General features: G+C 62.3%; 17 protein-coding genes. 8 read left to right on the top strand and 9 right to left on the bottom strand.

Translation table 11 applies throughout. The features are described 5' to 3' along the window. Window positions 1–133: 133 nt before the first annotated feature. The 5 genes from lptB to kdsD are packed head-to-tail and all read right to left on the bottom strand — an operon-like array spanning window position 134 to window position 3,757. Window positions 134–919 carry an LPS export ABC transporter ATP-binding protein gene (gene lptB, locus BCA01S_RS16220; protein ID WP_027777803.1) on the bottom strand — a complete coding sequence of 262 codons (786 nt, stop codon included), beginning with the start codon at window positions 917–919 and terminating at the stop codon, window positions 134–136. Next, window positions 916–1,587 (bottom strand): lipopolysaccharide transport periplasmic protein LptA, encoded by a 672-nt coding sequence (gene lptA, locus BCA01S_RS16225; RefSeq protein WP_027777804.1) that lies wholly within the window; start codon window positions 1,585–1,587, stop codon window positions 916–918. The genes lptB and lptA overlap by 4 nt, the downstream gene beginning before the upstream one ends. Window positions 1,588–1,617: 30 nt before the next feature. Next, window positions 1,618–2,217: an LPS export ABC transporter periplasmic protein LptC gene (gene lptC, locus BCA01S_RS16230; RefSeq protein WP_020066963.1), complete on the bottom strand. Its 600-nt coding sequence runs from the start codon at window positions 2,215–2,217 to the stop codon at window positions 1,618–1,620. Beyond that, window positions 2,214–2,774, bottom strand: coding sequence for a KdsC family phosphatase (locus tag BCA01S_RS16235; RefSeq protein ID WP_020066962.1), 561 nt, complete (start codon window positions 2,772–2,774; stop codon window positions 2,214–2,216). The genes lptC and BCA01S_RS16235 overlap by 4 nt, the downstream gene beginning before the upstream one ends. Then, on the bottom strand, window positions 2,774–3,757 hold the full coding sequence (gene kdsD, locus BCA01S_RS16240; protein WP_027777805.1) for an arabinose 5-phosphate isomerase KdsD: 984 nt from the start codon (window positions 3,755–3,757) through the stop codon (window positions 2,774–2,776). The genes BCA01S_RS16235 and kdsD overlap by 1 nt, the downstream gene beginning before the upstream one ends. A gap of 185 nt (window positions 3,758–3,942) precedes the next feature. Here kdsD and BCA01S_RS16245 point away from each other — a divergent pair, with 185 nt between their 5' ends. From BCA01S_RS16245 to purU, 5 genes are all read left to right on the top strand, one after another. Continuing rightward, on the top strand, window positions 3,943–5,946 hold the full coding sequence (locus BCA01S_RS16245) for a monovalent cation:proton antiporter family protein (protein ID WP_027777806.1): 2,004 nt from the start codon (window positions 3,943–3,945) through the stop codon (window positions 5,944–5,946). A 75-nt stretch (window positions 5,947–6,021) separates the two neighbouring features. Beyond that, window positions 6,022–6,588, top strand: a complete 567-nt coding sequence (locus tag BCA01S_RS16250) for an adenine phosphoribosyltransferase (RefSeq protein WP_027777807.1) — start codon at window positions 6,022–6,024, stop codon at window positions 6,586–6,588. A gap of 58 nt (window positions 6,589–6,646) precedes the next feature. Further along, window positions 6,647–7,261, top strand: coding sequence for a LysE family translocator (locus BCA01S_RS16255; RefSeq protein ID WP_027777808.1), 615 nt, complete (start codon window positions 6,647–6,649; stop codon window positions 7,259–7,261). Window positions 7,262–7,303: 42 nt separating this feature from the next. Beyond that, entirely contained in the window at window positions 7,304–8,155 is an 852-nt protein-coding gene (locus BCA01S_RS16260) for an NUDIX hydrolase (RefSeq protein ID WP_027777809.1), read from the top strand. Window positions 8,156–8,250: 95 nt separating this feature from the next. Further along, on the top strand, window positions 8,251–9,120 hold the full coding sequence (purU, locus tag BCA01S_RS16265) for a formyltetrahydrofolate deformylase (RefSeq protein WP_027777810.1): 870 nt from the start codon (window positions 8,251–8,253) through the stop codon (window positions 9,118–9,120). Window positions 9,121–9,233: 113 nt separating this feature from the next. On the opposite strand, the gene BCA01S_RS16270 is transcribed toward purU, so the two are convergent. After that, window positions 9,234–10,499 carry a PepSY-associated TM helix domain-containing protein gene (locus BCA01S_RS16270; protein ID WP_027777811.1) on the bottom strand — a complete coding sequence of 422 codons (1,266 nt, stop codon included), beginning with the start codon at window positions 10,497–10,499 and terminating at the stop codon, window positions 9,234–9,236. Window positions 10,500–10,883: 384 nt separating this feature from the next. Here BCA01S_RS16270 and BCA01S_RS16275 point away from each other — a divergent pair, with 384 nt between their 5' ends. Continuing rightward, the gene (locus BCA01S_RS16275) at window positions 10,884–13,001 is read left to right on the top strand and encodes a TonB-dependent siderophore receptor (protein ID WP_425176495.1); all 2,118 of its coding nucleotides are present in this window, start codon (window positions 10,884–10,886) and stop codon (window positions 12,999–13,001) included. Window positions 13,002–13,059: 58 nt separating this feature from the next. On the opposite strand, the gene BCA01S_RS16280 is transcribed toward BCA01S_RS16275, so the two are convergent. Both BCA01S_RS16280 and uvrA read right to left on the bottom strand, forming a co-directional pair. Beyond that, window positions 13,060–14,145 (bottom strand): AI-2E family transporter, encoded by a 1,086-nt coding sequence (locus BCA01S_RS16280; RefSeq protein WP_020066953.1) that lies wholly within the window; start codon window positions 14,143–14,145, stop codon window positions 13,060–13,062. 33 nt (window positions 14,146–14,178) lie between these two features. Then, on the bottom strand, window positions 14,179–17,052 hold the full coding sequence (uvrA, locus tag BCA01S_RS16285) for an excinuclease ABC subunit UvrA (RefSeq protein WP_020066952.1): 2,874 nt from the start codon (window positions 17,050–17,052) through the stop codon (window positions 14,179–14,181). 383 nt (window positions 17,053–17,435) lie between these two features. Between uvrA and BCA01S_RS16290 the strand changes: the two genes are divergently transcribed. Together BCA01S_RS16290 and BCA01S_RS16295 are read left to right on the top strand one after the other, a co-directional pair. Continuing rightward, the gene (locus tag BCA01S_RS16290; RefSeq protein ID WP_110406003.1) at window positions 17,436–18,629 is read left to right on the top strand and encodes an MFS transporter; all 1,194 of its coding nucleotides are present in this window, start codon (window positions 17,436–17,438) and stop codon (window positions 18,627–18,629) included. A gap of 168 nt (window positions 18,630–18,797) precedes the next feature. After that, window positions 18,798–19,349 carry a single-stranded DNA-binding protein gene (locus BCA01S_RS16295; protein ID WP_027777814.1) on the top strand — a complete coding sequence of 184 codons (552 nt, stop codon included), beginning with the start codon at window positions 18,798–18,800 and terminating at the stop codon, window positions 19,347–19,349. Between the two features lie 68 nt (window positions 19,350–19,417). Here the strand turns inward: BCA01S_RS16295 and BCA01S_RS16300 are convergent, their stop codons facing one another. Next, window positions 19,418–20,218: a bestrophin-like domain gene (locus BCA01S_RS16300; protein WP_027777815.1), complete on the bottom strand. Its 801-nt coding sequence runs from the start codon at window positions 20,216–20,218 to the stop codon at window positions 19,418–19,420. Between the last annotated feature and the right edge of the window lie 17 nt (window positions 20,219–20,235).

The following is a 20,235-nucleotide window of genomic DNA, read 5'->3' on the forward strand; positions in this document are numbered from 1 at the left end:
CTTGCGAATTCGCAATTATGCTGCGCCGGTCCCGGCGACGCCGGACGCGCGCCGTCCGCGACAGGAACAGGCCCGGGCGCTTGCCACGGAAGAACCGGCAAACGCGCGCGGCGCCGCCGATTCCCGCGAGCACTTACATGCGGAAATGCTCGCCCAGATAGACGCGCCGCACGCTTTCGTTTTCGATGATTTCGCTCGGCGCGCCGGCGGCCAGCACGCTGCCGTCGCTGATAATGTAGGCGTGATCGCAGATACCGAGCGTTTCACGCACGTTATGGTCGGTGATTAGCACACCAATATTGCGTTGCTTCAGAAATTTAACGATCTTCTGGATTTCGAGCACCGCAATCGGATCGACGCCCGCGAACGGCTCGTCCAGCAGAATGAAGCTCGGATTGGTGGCGAGCGCCCGGGCAATTTCGACCCGGCGGCGTTCGCCGCCCGACAGCGACAACGCAGGATTCTCGCGCAAATGCGAGATTTGCAGCTCATCCAGCAAGGCTTCCACGCGGCTCGTGATTGCGTCTTTTGTGAGGCGCTTGCCGTTGTCTTCGTGCTGCAATTCCAGCACCGCGCGAATATTCTGCTCGACGGAAAGCTTGCGGAACACTGAAGCTTCCTGCGGCAGATACGAGAGCCCGAGCGAAGCACGCTTGTGGATCGGCAACAAGCTGATGGACTTGCCGTCCAGATCGATTTCGCCTGCGTCGAGCGGCACGAGGCCGACGATCATATAAAACGACGTGGTCTTGCCCGCGCCGTTCGGCCCGAGCAGCCCGACCACTTCGCCGCTTTTCACGTCGAGTGAGACGTCTTTGACGACTGTGCGGGAACCGTAGCGCTTCTTCAGATTGCGTACGACCAGCGAACTACTGGTGCCGGCCGGCTTGCGATTGGGGAGGGACGCGGAGGTGCTCACTGATTCGGCGCTCCCTGAATCGTGGTGGACGGCGCGAGCGTGGCCGACGCACCGTTCAGCGGCGCCGCGCCGCCGTTGCGCGGCGAAAGCATCGCGCGCACACGGCCGCTCGGGTTGCCCGGTCCCGCGACGTCCTTGCCTGCCTTCGCGGTATAGAAGTCCTTTTGCCCGTCATATGTGATGACGCTGCCGTGCACCTGGTCCATCACCGTGGAAAGGCCTTGCAGACGCTTGACGGTCGCATTCGTGGTGAGGGTGGTCAGGTCCTGCTTGCCGTCGTAGTCGATACGAACGGCCGTGCCTTCGATGTATTCATCGAGACCTTCGCGCTTCTGGCGGAAATACGACAGGTTGCCGCCGCTCGACGTGCCGGTTGCGTACTGATAGCCCTGCGGGTCTTGCGTCACGTCGACACGGTCGGCCTTGATCACGATCGTGCCTTTGGTCGCGACCACATGGCCGGTGAAGATGTTGACCTGTTTGAGGTCGTCGTAAGTCATGTTGTCCGCTTCGATATTGAGCGGCTTGTCCTTGTCGGCGCGGTCTGCGTGCGCGAGCGGCGCGAAGCCGGCGAGCGGCAACGCGACAATCAGCGCAGCAAGTCCGGCGCGGCACGCGGACAGGGTTCGCGAGCGGCCGGTATGAAAACGGGGGAACGATTCGTTCATGCAGTCACGCCTGGAATGGATTTACCCGGGTTACTTGGGCGAGCTGCCGCCGGCGTCGGACGCGGCGATCGCGCCTTTCACATTGCCGAAGAGCTGCATTACCCGGGTGACGTTGTTGTAGTTCATGCCGCTGGCAGTCATTACGGAGACGCCGCGCTGAAGTTTAACCGGCTTTTCCGTCTCGATCACATCGTCGTTGACGAGCACGCGGAAATGCTCGGAATCGGCTTGCATCTGCGGGTCGCCATAGCCTGGCGCGCGCAGGATGCGTGCGTTGCCATACAGGTCAACGATGGACGCGTCGCCGTTGACCTTGCCGGTGTCGCCGGTTGCTGTGACGATCGGCTTGCCTGGCTGGAACGCGCGCATCGCGGGCTTGACCAGATCGCTCAGTTCGTCGTCTTCGTAGTGAACCAGCGACTGCGCGGTCAGGCGATATTGCGTCGAGCCCGACTGATCGAGTTCGGAAACCGAAAAGTTGTCGGCGAAGTAGTCGGGCGTGTGTTCCTTCGGACGCACCGCGCCTTCGTTTTGCCGCGGCAACGTGGCTTGCAGAAGCCACCACGTGATGCCCGCGAGAGCGGCCATCGCGACGAGCGGGATCAGCGAAGTCAGGCGAAACTGATTCATCCGACGAGGCCCCGCTGTTCGCCGCTACAGGCGGCTGCGAGCAGCGCCTCGTACTTGTGTTGGGCGCGCAGCAGCGTGTCGCACACTTCGCGGGCCGCGCCGTGGCCGCCGCGCGCCTCGCTGACCCAGTGGGCTCGCGCGATCACTTCAGGATGCGAATTAGCCGGTGCGGCCGCGAAGCCGACCTTCAGCATCACGCCGAGATCGACCCAGTCGTCGCCCATGTAGCCGCATTGTTCCGCACTCATGCCGGTCGCCTGGAGCAACTCCGCGAATGCCTGCGGCTTGTTCTCGATGCCCTGATACACGTGCGTGATATGCATTTCTTTCGCGCGCGCGGCGACGATGCCCGACTTGCGCCCGGTGATGATCGCCGTTTCAATGCCGGCCTGGCGCAGCAGCTTCATGCCGTGGCCGTCCATGGAATTGAAAGCCTTCATCGTGTCGCCTTCCGCCGTGAAGAGCAGCCCGCCGTCGGTCAGGACGCCGTCGACGTCGAAAATCATCAGCTTCACGCGGCTTGCGCGTTCGGTAGCGGTAGGGGGCGCGACGGCCATCAGATCACCTTTTTCGAGAACAGGTCGTGCATGTTGAGTGCGCCGATGAGCTTGCACGCTTCGTCGACGACCAGCATCTGATTGATGCGATGGCGCTCCATCAGTTCCACGGCTTCCACTGCGAGATGATCCGGACCAATGGTGCGCGGGTCGGCGGTCATCACCGAAGCGATCGACAGCGCGCGAAAATCGCCGTCACGCTCCAGCACGCGGCGCAAGTCGCCGTCGGTGAAAATGCCCTTCACGCGGTCTTCGCTATCGACGATCGCGGTCATGCCCATACGCTTGGCCGTCAACTGGAACAACGCGTCGCGAACGGTCGCTTCGGGCGTGACCTTTGGCACCTGGTCGCCCGTGCGCATCACGTCGCTGACATAAGTAAGCAGGCGCCGGCCGAGTGCGCCGCCCGGATGCGAGCGCGCGAAGTCGTCGCGGCCGAAGCCCCGCGCGTCGAGCACGGCGACCGCGAGCGCGTCGCCGAGCGCGAGCGCCGCTGTGGTGCTCGCTGTAGGCGCAAGATTCATCGGACACGCTTCTTTGGCGACGGCAGAATTCAGATGGACGTCGGCCAGTTTCGCGAGACTCGACGACGGGCGGCCGGTCATTGCGATCAGCTTTGCGCCGATCCGCTTGATGAGCGGCAGGATTGCCACGAGTTCTTCGGTTTCGCCAGAATTGGACAACGCAAGAAATACGTCGTCGGCGGTGACCATGCCAAGATCGCCATGACTCGCTTCAGCAGGATGCACGAAGAACGCCGGGGTGCCGGTGCTGGCCAACGTGGCCGCGAGCTTGCGGGCCACATGCCCGGATTTGCCGATGCCCGAGACAACCACGCGCCCGCGGCAACCCATGATGAGTTCGACCGCGCCGACGAAGGCGCCGTCGAGTTGATCGCGAAGCGCGCGCACGGCGTCCGCTTCGATGTCGAGCACGTCACGAGCGAGCGCAAGTGCCCGGTCGCCATTGATTTTCGCTATCATTCGCGAAGTATAGCAAAGGCGCTTGTTCGCCGCGCCGGGCCTGCTGTGCAAAGCCGCTGCCTTCATCGGCCCCTTCAACGGCCGCTTTATCGCCCCCTATAACGGCCCCTCAACCTTGTCGCACGGCGTGTTGCGTGCGCGGTTCCGCTGACGAACGAGGACGCTTCACTCATGCGTTTTTGCCGATGATTTCCCCGCTCGAAATGACGCTTTTCCTGCTGCTGGCCTCGGTCGCGGGCGTGGTGATTTTTCGCTTTCTGAATCTTCCGCCGATGCTCGGCTATCTGAGCGTCGGCATCGTCGTTGGGCCGAATGCGTTGGGTCTCGTTCCCGATTCCGTGGGCGCGCAGAACCTCGCGGAGTTCGGCGTCGTGTTCCTGATGTTTTCGATCGGCCTCGAGTTTTCGCTCGCGAAACTGCGCTCCATGCGCCGGCTCGTATTCGGTCTCGGCCTCTTGCAGGTGTTGGGCACGATCGCGATCGCGGTGACGCTCGGTTTCGTGTTCGAGCGTTGGGTGCATATCAAATGGCAGGCTAGCGTTGCGCTTGGCGGCGCGCTGGCGATGTCGTCGACGGCGATCGTCAGCAAGATGCTCGCGGAGCGGCTCGAGATAGAAACCGAGCATGGCCGCAATATCTTCGGTGTGCTGCTTTTCCAGGATCTCGCGGTGGTGCCGCTCCTGATCATTATCTCGGCGCTGGGCGGCGATTCGAAAGACCTCGTCAACGCGCTCGGCGTCGCGGCCATCAAGATCGTCGTCGCTTTGTCGCTGCTTCTGATCGTCGGACAGCGCTTCATGACGCGCTGGTTCAATGTGGTCGCGCGGCGTCGCTCGCAGGAACTGTTCATTCTCAATCTGCTGCTCGTGACGCTCGGCTCGGCGTTCATCACGGACAAGTTCGGGCTGTCGCTCGCGCTGGGCGCATTCATCGCAGGCATGTTGATCGCGGAAACGCCGTACCGGCATCAAGTGGAAGAAGACATCAAGCCGTTTCGCGACGTGCTGCTCGGGCTCTTCTTCGTCACGACCGGCATGCTGTTGAATCCGCGCGTGATCTGGGAGCATCCGCTGATCGTGTTGGGCTTCCTGATCGGTCCGATCCTGCTCAAGGCGGTCATGATCACAGGGCTTTCGCGTCTGTTCGGCGCGTCGCCGGGCGTCGCCATGCGCACGGGTATCGGCCTCGCGCAAGCGGGCGAGTTCGGCTTCGTGCTGCTGAATCTGATTCTCGACAAACATCTCGTCGACGCCACGCTGCTGCAGGCAATTCTTGCGGCGATGCTGCTGTCGATGCTCGCCGCGCCGTTCCTGATCCAGAACGCGGACCGTATCGTGCTGCGGCTGTCTTCGACTGAATGGATGATGCAGTCGTTGCAAATGACGCGCATCGCCACGCAGAGCCTGAAGCAAAGCGGCCACGTGATCATCTGCGGCTACGGGCGCGCCGGACAGAACCTTGCGCGCATGCTCGAACACGAAGGTTTGTCGTATGTCGCGCTGGACCTCGACCCGGACCGCGTGCAGGCGGCAGCCGCCGCGGGCGAGTCGGTCGTGTTCGGCGACGCGGGCCGCCGCGAATCGCTGCTCGCGGCCGGCATTCATCGCGCCGCGGCGATCGCGATCACGTATGCGAACACGCCGTCGGCATTGCGCGTGCTGCACAACATCCACGAGCTGGAACCGACGCTGCCGGTGATCGTTCGTACCGTCGACGACGCCGATCTGGAAAAGCTGCTGGCCGCCGGCGCGACGGAGGTGATTCCCGAGATCGTGGAGGGGAGCCTGATGCTCGCTTCGCACACGCTTGTCGTGATGGGCATACCGATGCGCCGCGTGGTGCGCCGTGTGGAGGAAATGCGCGACGAACGTTATGCGCTGCTGCGCGGCTATTTCCACGGCGCCGACGACATGGACGACGACGACGGCCACGAACAGGTACGGCTACAATCGGTCCCGGTCGACCAGAACGCCGACGCGGTTGGCCGCACGCTCGCGGACCTCGGTCTGTACGAACTGGGTGTCGAAGTGACGGCGATTCGCCGACACGGCATTCGCGGCGTGGAGCCGGACCCGTCCACCAAGCTGCGCGCGAGCGACATTGTCGTGTTGCGCGGCTTGCCCGAACAGTTGGCGCAGGCCGAGGAGCGCCTCTCGAAACACCGCCGCGCGGGCGCCGCCGCGGCCTAGCAATTGCTGCACGGTTCGTGCGGCTGCACCGATTCAGCTTTTCATTGGACCTGTCGAGGTCCATCCGGAGACATCATGTCAAACGCGCTCGCGAGCGCGCCGCTCGATGCGGCCGATTACATCAAGAGCCATATTCGCACCGTGCCCGACTGGCCCCAGGCCGGCGTGCAGTTCCGCGACATCACGCCGCTGCTTCAGGAGCCGAAGTCGCTGCGGGTGCTGATCGACCTGTTCGTGCAGCGTTATATCGACGCGAAGCTCGACTACATTGCCGGGCTCGATGCGCGTGGTTTCATCATCGGGCCAATTCTTGCGTATGAGTTGAATCTGGGCTTCATTCCGATTCGTAAGGAGGGCAAACTGCCCTACAAGCGCGCGTCGCAATCTTATGAACTGGAGTACGGCACGGCAACCGTCGAGATTCACGAAGACGCTTGCAAGCCGGGCGACCGCGTGGTGATCATCGACGATCTGATCGCGACCGGCGGCACGATGATGGCCGGCAAGATTCTGCTCGAGCGGCTCGGCGCGATCGTCGTGGAAGGTGCGGCGATTATCGACTTGCCTGAACTCGGCGGCTCGAAACTGCTCGCCGACGGCGGGCTGTCGCTCTATACGGTGACGAGTTTCGACGGTCATTGAGCGCGCGGCAAACTCGCCGTTGCGCGCTTCATCTTGTGCAATAAAGAACGTAAGAACGATGCCAAACTTCATGTTGTTCCTTGCCACGTCGATTGCGATCACGATGGCGCCCGGTCCGGACAATCTGCAAGTGCTCGCACGCGGCATCTCGCAGGGCCGTGCGGCTGGTCTAGTGGCCGCGCTCGGCTTTGCGACGGGCATCACGTTTCACACGACGCTCGCCGCACTCGGGGTGGCAGCGCTGCTGCGCTCCTCGCCGTTCGCTTTTCCGGCGATCAAGCTGGCCGGCGCGGCGTATCTCGTCTGGATCGGCGTCAAGGCGCTGCGCAGCCAGGGCCTCGCGACCGCACACGAACGTGCGCCGCAACCGTTGACGGCCGTGTTCCGCCAAAGCGTGCTTGGCAATCTGCTCAATCCTAAAGTGACGCTGTTCTTCATCGTATTTCTGCCGCAATTCGTGCAGCCGCACGGCGCGCAAAGCGTCACCGTGCAAATGCTCGAACTCGGTGCGCTTTTCATGTTGCAGACCCTGGCGGTGTTTTCGCTGTTTGGCGTGTGTGCAGGAATCATCGGCGGGTGGTTGAAGCGCCGGCCGCGTGTGGGCGTGTGGCTCGACCGTCTTGCCGGCGCCACGTTCATTGCGATCGGGATTCGAGTCGCGTTGCGTGATTGATCTGGCTCACCGCCGCTTGCCGCCGACAGTTTGGAGTTTCGAATGAGTTTGCCTTGCCTTATCGCCGCGCGCCGCTTCGACGTTGCTGCGCATCTGCCGTTCTACATCGACGCCGACCAGGTCGGCTGGATTCGTTCGAGCGATGTGCGATTGCTCGCCCGTTGGCCCGACGTGTTCGATATCGGCGATGCGCGCGTGAACCTCGCGCCTTCGTTCAACACCGTTGACTTGCGGAGCGCGGCGCTCGGATCGGTGATCGGCGCGCTTGCCGCCGAATGCCGCATTCCCGGCTGGCGCAACGAGACCTATGCGATCCGCAATGCGTTCGACGCGCCGCCGCTCGCCTACATCGAACGTGCGGCGTCGCGCTTTTTCGGCACGCTGACCTACGCGGTGCATCTGAACGGCGTCGTAGAATATGCAGACGGCGGCGCGCCGAAATTGTGGATCGCGCGCCGCAGCGACACGAAGGCGACCGATCCCGGCATGCTCGACAACGTAGTGGCGGGCGGAATCGGTTGGGGTTTCGGCGTGGAGGCGACGATCGTCAAGGAGTGCTGGGAAGAAGCCGGCATTCCGGAAGAGATTGCCGTGAGCGCGGTGGCGGGCCGCACAGCGTATGTGCTGCAATCGCTGCCCGAAGGCACCCAGGCGGAACAGATTTTTATCTACGACCTCGCGCTGCCGGCGGACTTCGCACCGCGCAATCAGGACGGCGAAGTCGGTGAGCACCGGCTTGCGCGCATCGACGAAGTGGCGCGCTGGATCGAGGAAGGCGCAATGACGGTCGACGCGAGTCTTGCCACGCTGGATTGCCTGCTGCGCCGCCGCTGGATCGACGAAGAGGCGTGCACGGGAATCGAAGCGTTGTTCGCACCGCCCGTGCTCGCGTAAGCACGTCACCGCGGACCTTGCCAAAGCGCCTTGCGCCGCACACCATACAGCAACACCGAACAAACCACGCATTGAAGAAGGGAGTCACCCAGGTCATGTCGACCGATCACAGCTTTATCCTCAAACTGTCGTGCGCCGATCGCCCCGGCATTGTTCACGCCGTGTCGGGCTTTCTGTTCGAGCGTGGCAGCAATATTCTCGACTCCGCGCAGTTCGGCGACAGCCGCACCGGCGAGTTCTTCATGCGCGTGCATTTTCAGCAGGTGGGCGGCGATCCGGGGCTCGAGGCACTGCGTGCGTCCTTCGGGGCGCTCGCCGAGCAGTTCGGCATGAGCTGGGAATTGCACGATGCATCGGTGAAGCCGCGCGTCGTCATCATGGTTTCGAAAATTGGTCATTGCCTGAACGACCTGCTGTTCCGCTACCGTACCGGTCAGCTGAATATCGAGATCCCGGCGATCATCTCGAACCACAAGGAGTTTTATCAGCTCGCAGCGAGCTATGACATTCCGTTTCATCATTTCCCGCTGCTGGGCGGAACGCCCGAAGCAAAGGCCGCGCAGGAAGCGCGCGTGCTCGAAGTGATCGACGAGCATCAGGCAGATCTCGTCGTGCTCGCGCGTTACATGCAGATTCTGTCGCCGAAGCTATGCGAAGCGCTTGCAGGTCGCGCAATCAACATTCATCACTCGTTTCTGCCGAGCTTCAAGGGTGCGAAGCCCTATTACCAGGCGTTCGATCGTGGCGTCAAACTGATCGGCGCAACGGCGCACTACGTGACGACCGATCTGGACGAAGGTCCGATCATCGAGCAGGAAGTGGAGCGCGTGGACCACAGCATGACGCCGGAGCAGTTGACGGCGATCGGCCGCGACGTCGAATGCGTGACGCTGGCGCGTGCGGTGAAGTGGCACGTCGAGCATCGCGTGGTGCTGAACGGTAGCAAGACGGTGGTGTTCCGTTAGAAACGGGGGAGGGCTTGCCGCAGCGGCTCGCCGGGCGCTGCGGTAAAGGCTCGCAGCGAGCGGCATCCGTCATTGAAGCGCCGCTTCGGCTGCCGTTGCGCACAGGTATCTGTTTATTCGGGCGCGACGTTTGGCTTCGACCGTGCCGGGGCTCTGCCGGCGTCCCTGGTCACTGGCGCTTTGTACATTCTCTGCGCGTTCTGCGATGAGCGGCGGCGCGCATTCAGCTTCTTCATCCAGATCAGCAGCCCCGTCGCGCTTAGCACGGCGACCGCGATGCCGGCTGCGCTAATCAGGATCCGCCCCCCGAGGCCGAGGATGCGTCCCGAGTGCAGAGGAAACTGCACCTGCATGAAGACGTCGCCCGCTGTGCCTCTACCCGGAATCTGCTGGCCGAGCAGCTTGCCGGTTGCCGCATCCCAGTACATCCACGGGTTGCCGAGGCCCATGTCGCCGTGATCGTTGCCGGTCTCGTAGAAACCGACGCCGTACGCATGCCGGAATTCCGCGTAATAGATTCCCCCCGGAGGCGCCTGAAGGTGCTGCTTTTTTCCCGCTTCTTGCGCCAGTTGCACGACGCGCTCGCGGGTGAGCACGCTGTCGCCCGGTTTCGGCGCTCGAAGAATCTCCGGGTTGTTGATCGGGTCCGGCGTGAGCGTCGAAAACATCGTGACGATGGGGCGCACAACGGGTGACGCGAGGTTCATCGACACCGACGTCACCGCGACGATCATCAGCAGTCCCCAGATCCACACGCCGCCTGAGCGGTGCAAGTCGAACGTGAGCGCGTAGCCGCCGCGCCTGAAGCGAAACGCGAACGACTTTCGCCACGTATTGAGGCTCGGAAACGACAGGCACAGCGCAATCGCGCTATCGAACAGCCAGATGATCCCGACGATGCCCATCAGCCAGACGCCCACGTCGATGCCGCCGGTGAACGGCAGATGCAGCGTGTAGTGCAGCTTGTAGATGAACGGAATCAGGTCGATCCTCGCTAGCGAAAACGCGCCCCACTGCCGCTGACCCTGAATCTTGCCGGTGGCGGGATCGACGGCGATCTGGTTGAAGTCGAGCTTGTACGGCTCTCGCGTGACGGGATCGGTGCGCGGAAGCACCATCATCTGCAGCGTATGACCGGGCTCTACCACGAGCGGCAGATATGTCACTTGCAAGCGCGGATCGGCGGCTTCGACGCGTCGCGCGAGTTCCAGCCCGGACAGGGCAGGCCCCTCGGTGCTTGCCTTGAAAAACGAAGGATTGAGCGCGGCATCGAGCTCGTGATCCCACGCGATGATCGCGCCGGTCAGTCCCGCGACGAACAGGAACAACGCAGTGGCGACACCAAACCAGCGATGCAGACGGACGAGCTGGCGCCTCATGGGCGTACCGGAAATGCGAAGCGGAATTGCGGACGACGGATCACAGCGGTACCAAAGTTGTAAATGGGAATTGTTCGCATCTTATGCGAAGCATGTCGTGAGCCGCAAGTTCCTTGAAAGTTGGGCGGGTCCGCGGCTTCGATCGCCTCTCGGGCGGCTCGACTAGTGGGCGTGCGCCGCCGCGCCTAGTAAGGCTGCCAAGGCACCTTCACAGCGCGTCTGCGACAAAATGTCGCGTCTTCAGCCTTACAATTGGCGAAGTTTTTGGGCAATATCCCGTCCCGTACAAATAGTAATGATTCTCATTTGAAGAAATGAGATAGAGAAACGGGATCGACAATGAAGAAACATAGCGGGGCAGGACGTTCACGAAAGACTCGCACAATGCACCGGTTGCACTGGGCCGCGTGCCTGGCATTAACGGCAAGTCACGCCGCGCTGGCGCAGCAGGTGCCAGTAGTGTCTTCGGAAAGTGGTGAAAACGCGTTGCCGGCCGTCAAGGTCACGGCGGCACACGACACCGCCCAGCATCTGAAAGAGGATGTCGGCAGCGGCGCGCTCGGCACCCGCTCGCAGCTCGATACGCCGTTCTCGACGACCGTCGTCACCAGTGAAGAGTTGCAGGATCGCCAGCCGTCCAAACTCGGCGACGTGTTTGCCACCGACGCCTCCGTATCCGACAACGGCAACGCCTACAACGCGTGGGCCACGTATCTGACCGTGCGCGGCATGCAACTGGATTGGCAGTCGGGGTTCAAGATCGACGGCATGCCGTTCAACAGCTACGGCATCACGATGCCCTACGAGCAACTCGAAAAAGTGGAGCTGCTCAAAGGGTTGACCGGCTTCATGTACGGATTCGGCGCGCCCGGCGGCGTCGTCAACTACGTGACGAAAAAGCCGCCCGTGTCGACGACGCCAGTACGCAGCGTCGACGTCGGCTACTACACCGACGGTGTATGGACCGAGCACGCGGACCTTGGCGGTCGCGTGGGTCCGGACGGCATGTTCGGCTATCGCCTGAACGCCACACACGAGGAAGGCAAGACCTATAACGACGGCAACGTGCGGCGCGATTCGGTTTCAGTCGCACTCGACGCCCGCATCACGCGCGACCTGAAGGCGACCTTCGGCGCGTTATATCAGGAGCGCCATTCGACCGGCATTACGGGCGCGATCTCGACGGCGCAATACACCGGCACTAGTCTGCCGCATACGATAAGCGGCGGTACCGGCGATCTTTCCGGGCCCGACCAGCATCTGAACACCAGCCTGCAGCTTTACACCGCCGGCCTGCAGTACAACCTCGGCCCCGACTGGACGCTCAACGCGAGCTACAGCTACAGCAAGAGTTCGCGTGACCGCAACGAAAGCACGTACTACCTGTTGAACGGCGCGGGCGATTACACCGACAGCCGCTTCGCGGGCAAGGAAGGCCATCAACTGAGTCTGTGGCAGGTGTCGGCGGAAGGCCGTGTGAAGACGGGACCGTTGCAGCATCAACTGGTATTGGGCGCAGCCTATCAGCGCCAGACGAACGACTACGGTGCGAACAGCTTCTTCGGCCAGATCGGCACGGGCAACATCTACCAGCCGAACACCAACACGTTCGGCGGCGCGTCCAACTACTACACCTACCGCGACAGCGATATCACGCAGAAGGCGCTCTTTGCCAGCGATACTATCGAGTTGACTCAGCGCTGGTCGGTACTCGGCGGCGTGCGTTACACGAACTACGAGCAGCACGGCTATTCGACGACTGGAGCGACGACCTCGACCTATAGCCAGAACGGCGTTTTGACGCCAACCGTCGCGCTGATGTTCAAGCTCGCGCCGACCACGACGTTGTACACGAGCTATGTCGAGTCGCTCGAAGCGGGGACCGTCGTCGGCGATACGTATGCGAATCGCGGCGAACTGCTCAAGCCGTTGCGCAGCAAGCAATACGAAGTGGGCGTCAAAACCGAGCAGGGACGCTGGAGCGCGACGGCTGCCTTGTTCCGCATCGAGCGCGGCTCGGCGTACGCGAATAGCGCGAACGTCTATACGCAAGACGGCGAGTCGATCTTCCAGGGTGTCGAGATGGGCGGCGATGTGCGTCTCGGCCGCAACTGGAACGTGGGCGGCGACCTGATGTGGATCGACACGAAGTACGAGCGAGGCGCGGCCAATAACGGCAACCGCGTGGCGGGCGCGCCGCAGTTTGTGGTTGCCGGCCATGCGACTTACTCGGTGCCGTACGTGCCGGGGCTGCGCATCGGCGCGGACGCGAAGTTCACGGGCAACACCAATGTGCGTCCGTCGGACAACCTGAATGCGCCGGGCTATTTGCTGGTGAATCTGGGCGCGAGCTACGCGACCCGCATCGCCGGCTATGACGTTACGTTCCGCGCGGCGATCGACAATCTGCTCAACCGCCGCTATTGGGAGTACCAATACGCCGACTACGTGACGCCGGGCGATCCTCGCACGTTGTCATTGAACGCGCGCATCGACTTCTGAGTAAAAGAAACGGCACCGCGGTGCCGTTTTTCTTTGCGTTCTCCTGCGTGCAACAGATTCAAACCAGCCGGAGATAGATCAACTCGCGCTTGATATACGCGTAGAAAATCGGCGCTGCGACCACGCCGGGCAGACCGAACGCGGCTTCCATGACGAGCATTGCCACGAGCAGTTCCCAGGCGCGCGCCTCGATCTGCCCGCCGACGATCCGCGCGTTCAGGAAGTACTCGAGCTTGTGAATCAAAATCAGAAACGCGAGCGACATGACCGCCGCCGGAAAACTCACCGACAGCGCCACCGCAACGATGATCGTGTTCGAGATCAGATTGCCGATGACCGGCAGCAAGCCGACGATGAACGTGACGAGTACCAGCGTTTTCGAAAGCGGCAGCTGATCGTGGAAGATCGGCAGAAACAGCAGCAGGAAAATGCCGGTGAACACCGCGTTGATCGCAGAAATTTTCACCTGCGCAAACACGATGCGGCGGAAGGCGTCGGCAAAACGGGTCACGCGCGTGACGAACGCGGTGGACAGCGGCAGCCGGTGCATGTGCTGTTGCGCACTCACCGCGATGATCGCGCCAATGATCATGCCGATCAGAATGTGCGTGAACGCGCGCGCCGCGCTCTTGCCGCTTTGCTGCAGCATGTTGGCGTGGGTCTGCATCAACTCGGCGGCTTTGGTTTTCATCTGCTCGGTGTCGACCGGCAGCGAACTCGCGATGAATTGCGGAATCCGCCCGCGCGCCTGATCGATCAACTGCATGGCCTGGTCGAGCAGCCTCTGCACACTGGGCACATCGTTCTCAAAGTGCTCGATGATGCCGAGCGTGAGGCCCGTGAGCGCGCCCACGATCACGGCCGACAGAAACACCACTGCGAGCCAGCGCGCCCGTTTGCTGGACATATGACGTTCGATGCGTGGCGCGATCGTATGCACCAGCTGAAACACCAGCAGCCCGGCGAGCAGGGCGCCGAGCAGCCGGAGTTCGATCACCGCCCACATGCCGAACAGCATCAGCACGTAACTGCCGATCTCGACTGCCGAGAGCTTCGGCAGGCTCATGTTGCTGGTCAGCCTGACCGGGCGTGGACGTAGGTCCTCAACTTGCCCGTCTTCGCGCGCCTGATTCCGCTTGGCCATGGCTTATCCGTCTCCAACCCGTGTTGTGCAGCGTTACTTTTTACTGGCCGCGCGCTTGAGCAGGGGCGCCAGATATCTACCGGTAAAACTTGCTTTGGACTTCGCGATCTGCTCGGGCGTGCCCTGCGCGATGATCTGGCCACCGCCCGCGCCGCCTTCCGGACCCATGTCGATGACCCAGTCGGCAGTTTTGATTACATCGAGATTATGCTCGATGATCACGACGGTATTGCCCTGGTCGCGTAACCGATGAATAACTTCGAGCAGCAGCGCAATGTCATGAAAGTGCAACCCGGTCGTGGGTTCGTCGAGAATGTATAGCGTGCGACCCGTATCGCGCTTGCTCAGTTCCAAAGATAGTTTGACCCGCTGCGCCTCGCCGCCCGACAAAGTGGTGGCGGACTGGCCGAGCCGGATATAGCCGAGACCGACGTCGAGCAAGGTTTTCAGCTTGCGCGCGACGACCGGCACCGGCTTGAAGAACTCATACGCATGCTCGACCGTCATGTCGAGCACCTCGCTGATGTTCTTGCCTTTGTACTGCACGTCCAGAGTTTCGCGGTTGTAGCGCTTGCCGTGGCAGACGTCGCACGGCACGTAGACGTCCGGCAAGAAGTGCATCTCGACCTTCAGCACGCCGTCGCCCTGGCAGGACTCGCAGCGCCCGCCCTTCACGTTGAACGAGAAGCGGCCCGGGTCGTAGCCGCGTTCCTTGGCTGCGGGAACGCCCGCGAACAGTTCGCGGATCGGCGTGAAAAGACCCGTATAAGTGGCCGGATTCGAGCGCGGCGTGCGGCCGATCGGCGACTGGTCGACGTTGATGACCTTGTCGAAGTGCTCGAGACCCTCGATCGATTCATACGGCGCCGGCTCCGTGGACGAGCCGTACAGATGATGCGAGACCGCGTGATACAGCGTGTCGTTGATGAGCGTCGACTTGCCCGAGCCCGAAACGCCGGTCACGCACGTGAGCAGACCGACCGGCAGGTCCAGTGTGACGTGCCGCAGGTTGTTGCCGTGCGCCTCGACGATGCGCAAATGCCGCTCGTCCGGGTCCTTGCGCTCGTCCGGATACTCGATGGTGCGCGCGCCCGACATGTACTGCCCCGTCATGGATGCGGGGTTGCCCTGCACCTGTTTGGGCGTGCCCTCGGCGATCACCATGCCGCCGTGCTCGCCGGCGCCCGGGCCCATGTCGACCACGTAGTCGGCCATGCGGATCATGTCTTCGTCGTGTTCGACGACGATCACCGAGTTGCCCAGGTCGCGCAGATGCTTGAGCGTGGCGATGAGGCGGTCGTTGTCGCGCTGGTGCAGGCCGATGGACGGCTCGTCGAGCACGTACATCACGCCGGTCAGACCCGAGCCGATCTGCGACGCGAGGCGAATGCGTTGCGCCTCGCCGCCCGACAGCGTTTCGGCACTGCGTTCCAGCGACAGGTAATCGAGCCCGACGTTGTTCAGGAACATGAGCCGTGCGACGATCTCTTTCACGACCTTGTCGGCAATCTCGCGCTTCGAGCCTTCGAGCCGCAGCGTCTGGAAATAACCGAGCGCGTCGCGCAACGGCCAGCCGCTGATTTCATAGATGCCGCGCGCGTCGCCGTCCGTGCCGATCCGCACAAAGCGCGCTTCCCGGCGCAACCGCGTACCCGCGCACGCGGGGCACGGCTGATTGTTCTGATACTTCGCAAGCTCTTCGCGCACTGCGGCTGAATCCGTCTCGCGATACCGCCGCTCCAGATTCGGGATGATGCCTTCGAACACATGCTCGCGGACCGACGTGCGGCCGCGCTCGTTGATGTACGAGAACGGAATTTCCTGCTTGCCGGACCCGAACAGCAGGATCTTGCGGACCTTTTCAGGCAGGTCTTCGACGGCTGTGTCGATGTCGAAGTCGTAAAACGCCGCGAGGCTTTGCAGCATCTGGAAGTAGAACTGGTTGCGCCGGTCCCATCCCTTCACCGCGCCTGCCGCGAGCGACAGCGACGGATGCGCGACCACCCGCTTCGGATCGAAGAAGGTGATCTGGCCGAGGCCGTCGCATTCCGGACACGCGCCCATCGGATTGTTGAACGAGAAGAGCCGCGGCTCCAGTTCCTGCAGCGAATACGAGCAGATCGGACACGCGAACTTCGAACTGAACAGGTGCTGCTTATCGGTGTCCATTTCGAGCGCGATCGCGCGGCCGTCGGCGAGACGCAGTGCGGTTTCGAACGATTCCGCAAGGCGCTGCTTCATGTCGGGCCTCACCTTGAGGCGGTCGACCACGACGTCGATAGTGTGCTTGTCGTTCTTCTTCAGCTTGGGCAGGGAGTCGACTTCATAGATCTTCGCCGCACCTTCATTGGCCGTGCCGCCGCCCGAGCGCACGCGGAACCGGATGAAACCCTGCGCCTGCATCTCCTCAAACAACTCGACGTGCTCGCCCTTGCGGTCGGCGACGACCGGCGCGAGGATCATCAGCCTGGTTTCTTCCGGCAGCGCGAGCGCCGCGTCGACCATTTGCGACACGCTTTGCGCTTCGAGCGGGATTTCGTGATCCGGACAGTAAGGCGTGCCGACCCGTGCGAACAATAGCCGCAGGTAGTCGTGAATTTCGGTGACGGTGCCCACAGTGGAGCGCGGATTGTGCGACGTGGCCTTCTGCTCGATCGAGATCGCCGGCGACAGGCCTTCGATCAGATCGACGTCGGGTTTTTCCATCAACTGCAGGAATTGGCGTGCGTAAGCGGACAGGCTTTCGACGTAGCGCCGCTGTCCTTCCGCATACAGCGTGTCGAACGCGAGCGACGATTTTCCCGAGCCGGAAAGACCGGTAATTACGACGAGCTTGTGACGTGGTAGGTCGAGATTGACGTTCTTCAGGTTGTGGGTGCGAGCCCCACGAATACGGATTTGTTCCACGGATTTATTCCATGAACTGCGGAAAGAGGAAGAGGCTAAACCTGCTACTATAACGACTTTTCAAGGCCGCCGTTACGGCTGCCTGACGGCCCGAACAGGCCCGAACAGCGCCTCAGGCAAGCTGTAAGAACGCGGTTCAGCGCTAGCGGGAAAAGGTCTAACTGGGGCCGTTTCCGGCAAGTACAAGGCGCCGCGAAGCGCGCCGTGGCCGCAAAGGCATTAGAGCCGAAGGGTCAGGGGCGCGGTCAGCGCGGAGCGGGAACGCTGCAGGCTGCCCGGTTGGCTTAAGCGGCGGTGCCGCACCGTCTGCAGGTCGTCCCATGGAAAGCCGTCCGGTCGTGGCGCCCCGGTGCGTCACCCAGCTCATTCAAAGAACGCTTCCGATGTCCAATCCGTCTGCCACTTCTTCACGCATGAGCGCGCCTGAACTGCGCGCGACCGTGTCGCTTGCCGCCATCTTCGCGCTGCGCATGCTCGGGCTCTTCATGATCATGCCGGTGTTCTCGATCTACGCGAAGACCATTCCCGGCGGCGAAAACGTTCTGCTCGTCGGCATCGCGCTGGGCGCTTACGGCGTGACGCAGTCCATGCTCTACATTTTCTACGGCTGGGTCTCCGACAAGATCGGCCGCAAACCGGTCATTGCTACGGGCCTGCTGATCTTCGCGCTCGGCAGCTTTGTCGCGGCGGGGGCGCACGACATGACGTGGATTATCGTCGGCCGCGTGATTCAAGGCATGGGCGCGGTGTCGTCCGCGGTGATCGCATTCATCGCCGATCTGACCGCCGAGGAGCATCGCACGAAGGCGATGGCCATGGTCGGCGGCAGCATCGGCATTTCCTTTGCGGTGGCGATTGTCGGCGCGCCGATCGTTTTCCATTGGGTCGGCATGAGCGGCCTTTTCACGCTGGTGGGCGTCTTCTCTATTCTCGCTGTCGGCGTGGTGCTGTGGGTGGTGCCCGATGCGCCGAAGCCCGTGCATGTGCGGGCGCCGTTCGCCGAAGTGCTGCACAACGTCGAACTGCTGCGTTTGAACTTCGGCGTGCTCGTGCTGCACGCCACGCAGACGGCGTTGTTCCTCGTCGTGCCGCGCATTCTCGAAGCCGGCGGCCTGCCGGTCGCGTCGCACTGGAAGGTGTATTTGCCGGTCATGGGCTTGTCGTTCGTGATGATGGTGCCCGCTATCATCGCCGCTGAAAAGCGCGGCAAGATGAAGATCGTACTGCTCTCCGCCATCGCTCTTATCCTGTTCGGACAGTTGTTATTGGGCGTGGCTCCGCATACGATTCTGAGTGTGGCGGCCATCCTTTTTGTGTACTTTCTGGGCTTCAACATTCTCGAGGCGTCGCAGCCTTCGCTGGTGTCGAAACTGGCGCCGGGCAACCGCAAGGGCGCGGCAGCCGGCGTGTACAACACCACGCAATCCATCGGTCTTGCGCTGGGTGGCATGATCGGCGGCTGGTTGCTCAAAGCGGATGGTCAGAGCGCTGTCTTCTTCACTTGCTCGGGGCTCGTCTTTTGCTGGCTTATAATCGCCGCAAAGATGAAACAGCCGCCGCGTAAAGCGTCATCGTGACACGCGCGGAACACTAGCAGCACATAGGCGGCGACTCGGGCGTGTCCCGGCATCACCCAGAACTCACCCGGCGGCGGGCAGAGGCGCACTTCTGATCTCGGGCCGGCCAGGCGTGAGAGGCGAACTGTGTTGCCGGGCCGCCCGAAATGGAATCAACAGGAGAAACTCATGGCATCCGTGAACAAGGTCATTCTCGTCGGCAATCTCGGAGCCGATCCGGAAGTCCGTTATCTTCCGAGCGGCGACGCAGTGGCGAATATCCGCCTTGCAACGACGGATCGGTACAAGGACAAGGCGTCCGGTGAAATGAAGGAAGCGACCGAATGGCACCGCGTGTCGTTCTTCGGCCGCCTCGCCGAGATCGTCTCCGAATACCTGAAGAAGGGCTCGTCGGTTTACCTCGAAGGGCGCATTCGCACCCGTAAGTGGCAGGCACAGGACGGCACCGACCGTTACTCGACGGAAATCGTTGCCGAGCAGATGCAAATGTTGGGCGGTCGTGGCGGCTCCATGGGCGGCGGCGACGAAGGCGGCTACAGCCGTGGCGAGCCGTCGGAGCGCAGCGGTGGCGGTGGCGGTGGCGGCGGACGCGCTATGTCGGGTGGCGGTTCGCGCGGTGGCAGCGGTGGCGGTGGCGGCGCAGGCAGTGGTGGCTCCAGCCGTCCGAGCGCACCGGCCGGCGGCGGCTTTGATGAGATGGATGACGATATTCCGTTCTGATCCGCTCGTAGCGCAAGACCAGCAAAAAACCCCGCTTCCTCAGCGGGGTTTTTTCTTTTCAGCAGTCGTTATCGCCTCAAATGCTCCAGCGCGTCTCGCATCGGCAAGCTGGAGATCATGATCGGCCCGGTGAGCGGCGTATCAAGATCGACGATTACATAGATCGCCGACGCAATCGACACAGCCCCCAGCGAAATTGTCACGAGCGCCAGCGCATTGCGAGGCGCGATGAGCCCGAAACTCAGAAATATCACGCAAAGCCAGAACGTCAGCGTCTTGAGGAAGGGCTGCGAGATGGAGCTGTGTGCTTCCTCGATGATCTTCCAGCGCGCGTCCACCACGCGGCGAAATTGAGTCAGGCCGTCGTCGAGCGAGTGCTGTTGCAGCGGATCATGCGCGCGCAACTGCCGCAATTGCCGGCCTACCGACGTCAGCAATTCGCCGAGCCGCACGTTTTCCAGCCTCTGCGAGTTGTCCGGGGAGCCGAGGTGGGTGGGATAGTCGCCCGTAGGAGCCGGTTCGTTTGGCCACGTCGATGCAATTGCCGCGGCCGTGTAGACGCGCAAGAGATTGCGCGCCGGTTCGGTGTCGTTGCCGTAGTCCCTCAACGTCGTGTCCAGTTCGATGATGTCGGCGGCATAGGTGCGCAAGTCATTTGACGCCGTGTCGAAGCTGGATTTCGCCGACGCGGTCATCAAGCCGAGCACCAGTGCGGCAAACGTCACCAGCATGCCGATCACCAGTTGCACGAGTTGCACGGTCTCGTGTGCCTTGTGCTCCTCGGGCAGGAGCGGGCGCACCCACACGCCGATGCCGGTGGTCGCGAGCAGGAGAATGAAAACCACCAGAGCCGAGCCTATTTCGGACATAGAAATGCTCCTATGAC

It is taken from the genome of Paraburkholderia caledonica NBRC 102488, assembly GCF_000685095.1.
Taxonomy (GTDB): Bacteria; Pseudomonadota; Gammaproteobacteria; order Burkholderiales; family Burkholderiaceae; genus Paraburkholderia; species Paraburkholderia caledonica.

What these genes read in the sequence shown, in the direction of transcription:
- lptA (WP_027777804.1), bottom strand. Translation starts at nt 1,587, where the DNA reads ATGAACGAATCGTTCCCCCGTTTTCATACCGGCCGCTCGCGAACCCTG.
- lptC (WP_020066963.1), bottom strand. Translation starts at nt 2,217, where the DNA reads ATGAATCAGTTTCGCCTGACTTCGCTGATCCCGCTCGTCGCGATGGCC.
- BCA01S_RS16235 (WP_020066962.1), bottom strand. Translation starts at nt 2,774, where the DNA reads ATGGCCGTCGCGCCCCCTACCGCTACCGAACGCGCAAGCCGCGTGAAG.
- kdsD (WP_027777805.1), bottom strand. Translation starts at nt 3,757, where the DNA reads ATGATAGCGAAAATCAATGGCGACCGGGCACTTGCGCTCGCTCGTGAC.
- BCA01S_RS16245 (WP_027777806.1), top strand. Translation starts at nt 3,943, where the DNA reads ATGATTTCCCCGCTCGAAATGACGCTTTTCCTGCTGCTGGCCTCGGTC.
- BCA01S_RS16250 (WP_027777807.1), top strand. Translation starts at nt 6,022, where the DNA reads ATGTCAAACGCGCTCGCGAGCGCGCCGCTCGATGCGGCCGATTACATC.
- BCA01S_RS16255 (WP_027777808.1), top strand. Translation starts at nt 6,647, where the DNA reads ATGCCAAACTTCATGTTGTTCCTTGCCACGTCGATTGCGATCACGATG.
- BCA01S_RS16260 (WP_027777809.1), top strand. Translation starts at nt 7,304, where the DNA reads ATGAGTTTGCCTTGCCTTATCGCCGCGCGCCGCTTCGACGTTGCTGCG.
- purU (WP_027777810.1), top strand. Translation starts at nt 8,251, where the DNA reads ATGTCGACCGATCACAGCTTTATCCTCAAACTGTCGTGCGCCGATCGC.
- BCA01S_RS16270 (WP_027777811.1), bottom strand. Translation starts at nt 10,499, where the DNA reads ATGAGGCGCCAGCTCGTCCGTCTGCATCGCTGGTTTGGTGTCGCCACT.
- BCA01S_RS16275 (WP_425176495.1), top strand. Translation starts at nt 10,884, where the DNA reads ATGCACCGGTTGCACTGGGCCGCGTGCCTGGCATTAACGGCAAGTCAC.
- BCA01S_RS16280 (WP_020066953.1), bottom strand. Translation starts at nt 14,145, where the DNA reads ATGGCCAAGCGGAATCAGGCGCGCGAAGACGGGCAAGTTGAGGACCTA.
- BCA01S_RS16290 (WP_110406003.1), top strand. Translation starts at nt 17,436, where the DNA reads ATGTCCAATCCGTCTGCCACTTCTTCACGCATGAGCGCGCCTGAACTG.
- BCA01S_RS16295 (WP_027777814.1), top strand. Translation starts at nt 18,798, where the DNA reads ATGGCATCCGTGAACAAGGTCATTCTCGTCGGCAATCTCGGAGCCGAT.
- BCA01S_RS16300 (WP_027777815.1), bottom strand. Translation starts at nt 20,218, where the DNA reads ATGTCCGAAATAGGCTCGGCTCTGGTGGTTTTCATTCTCCTGCTCGCG.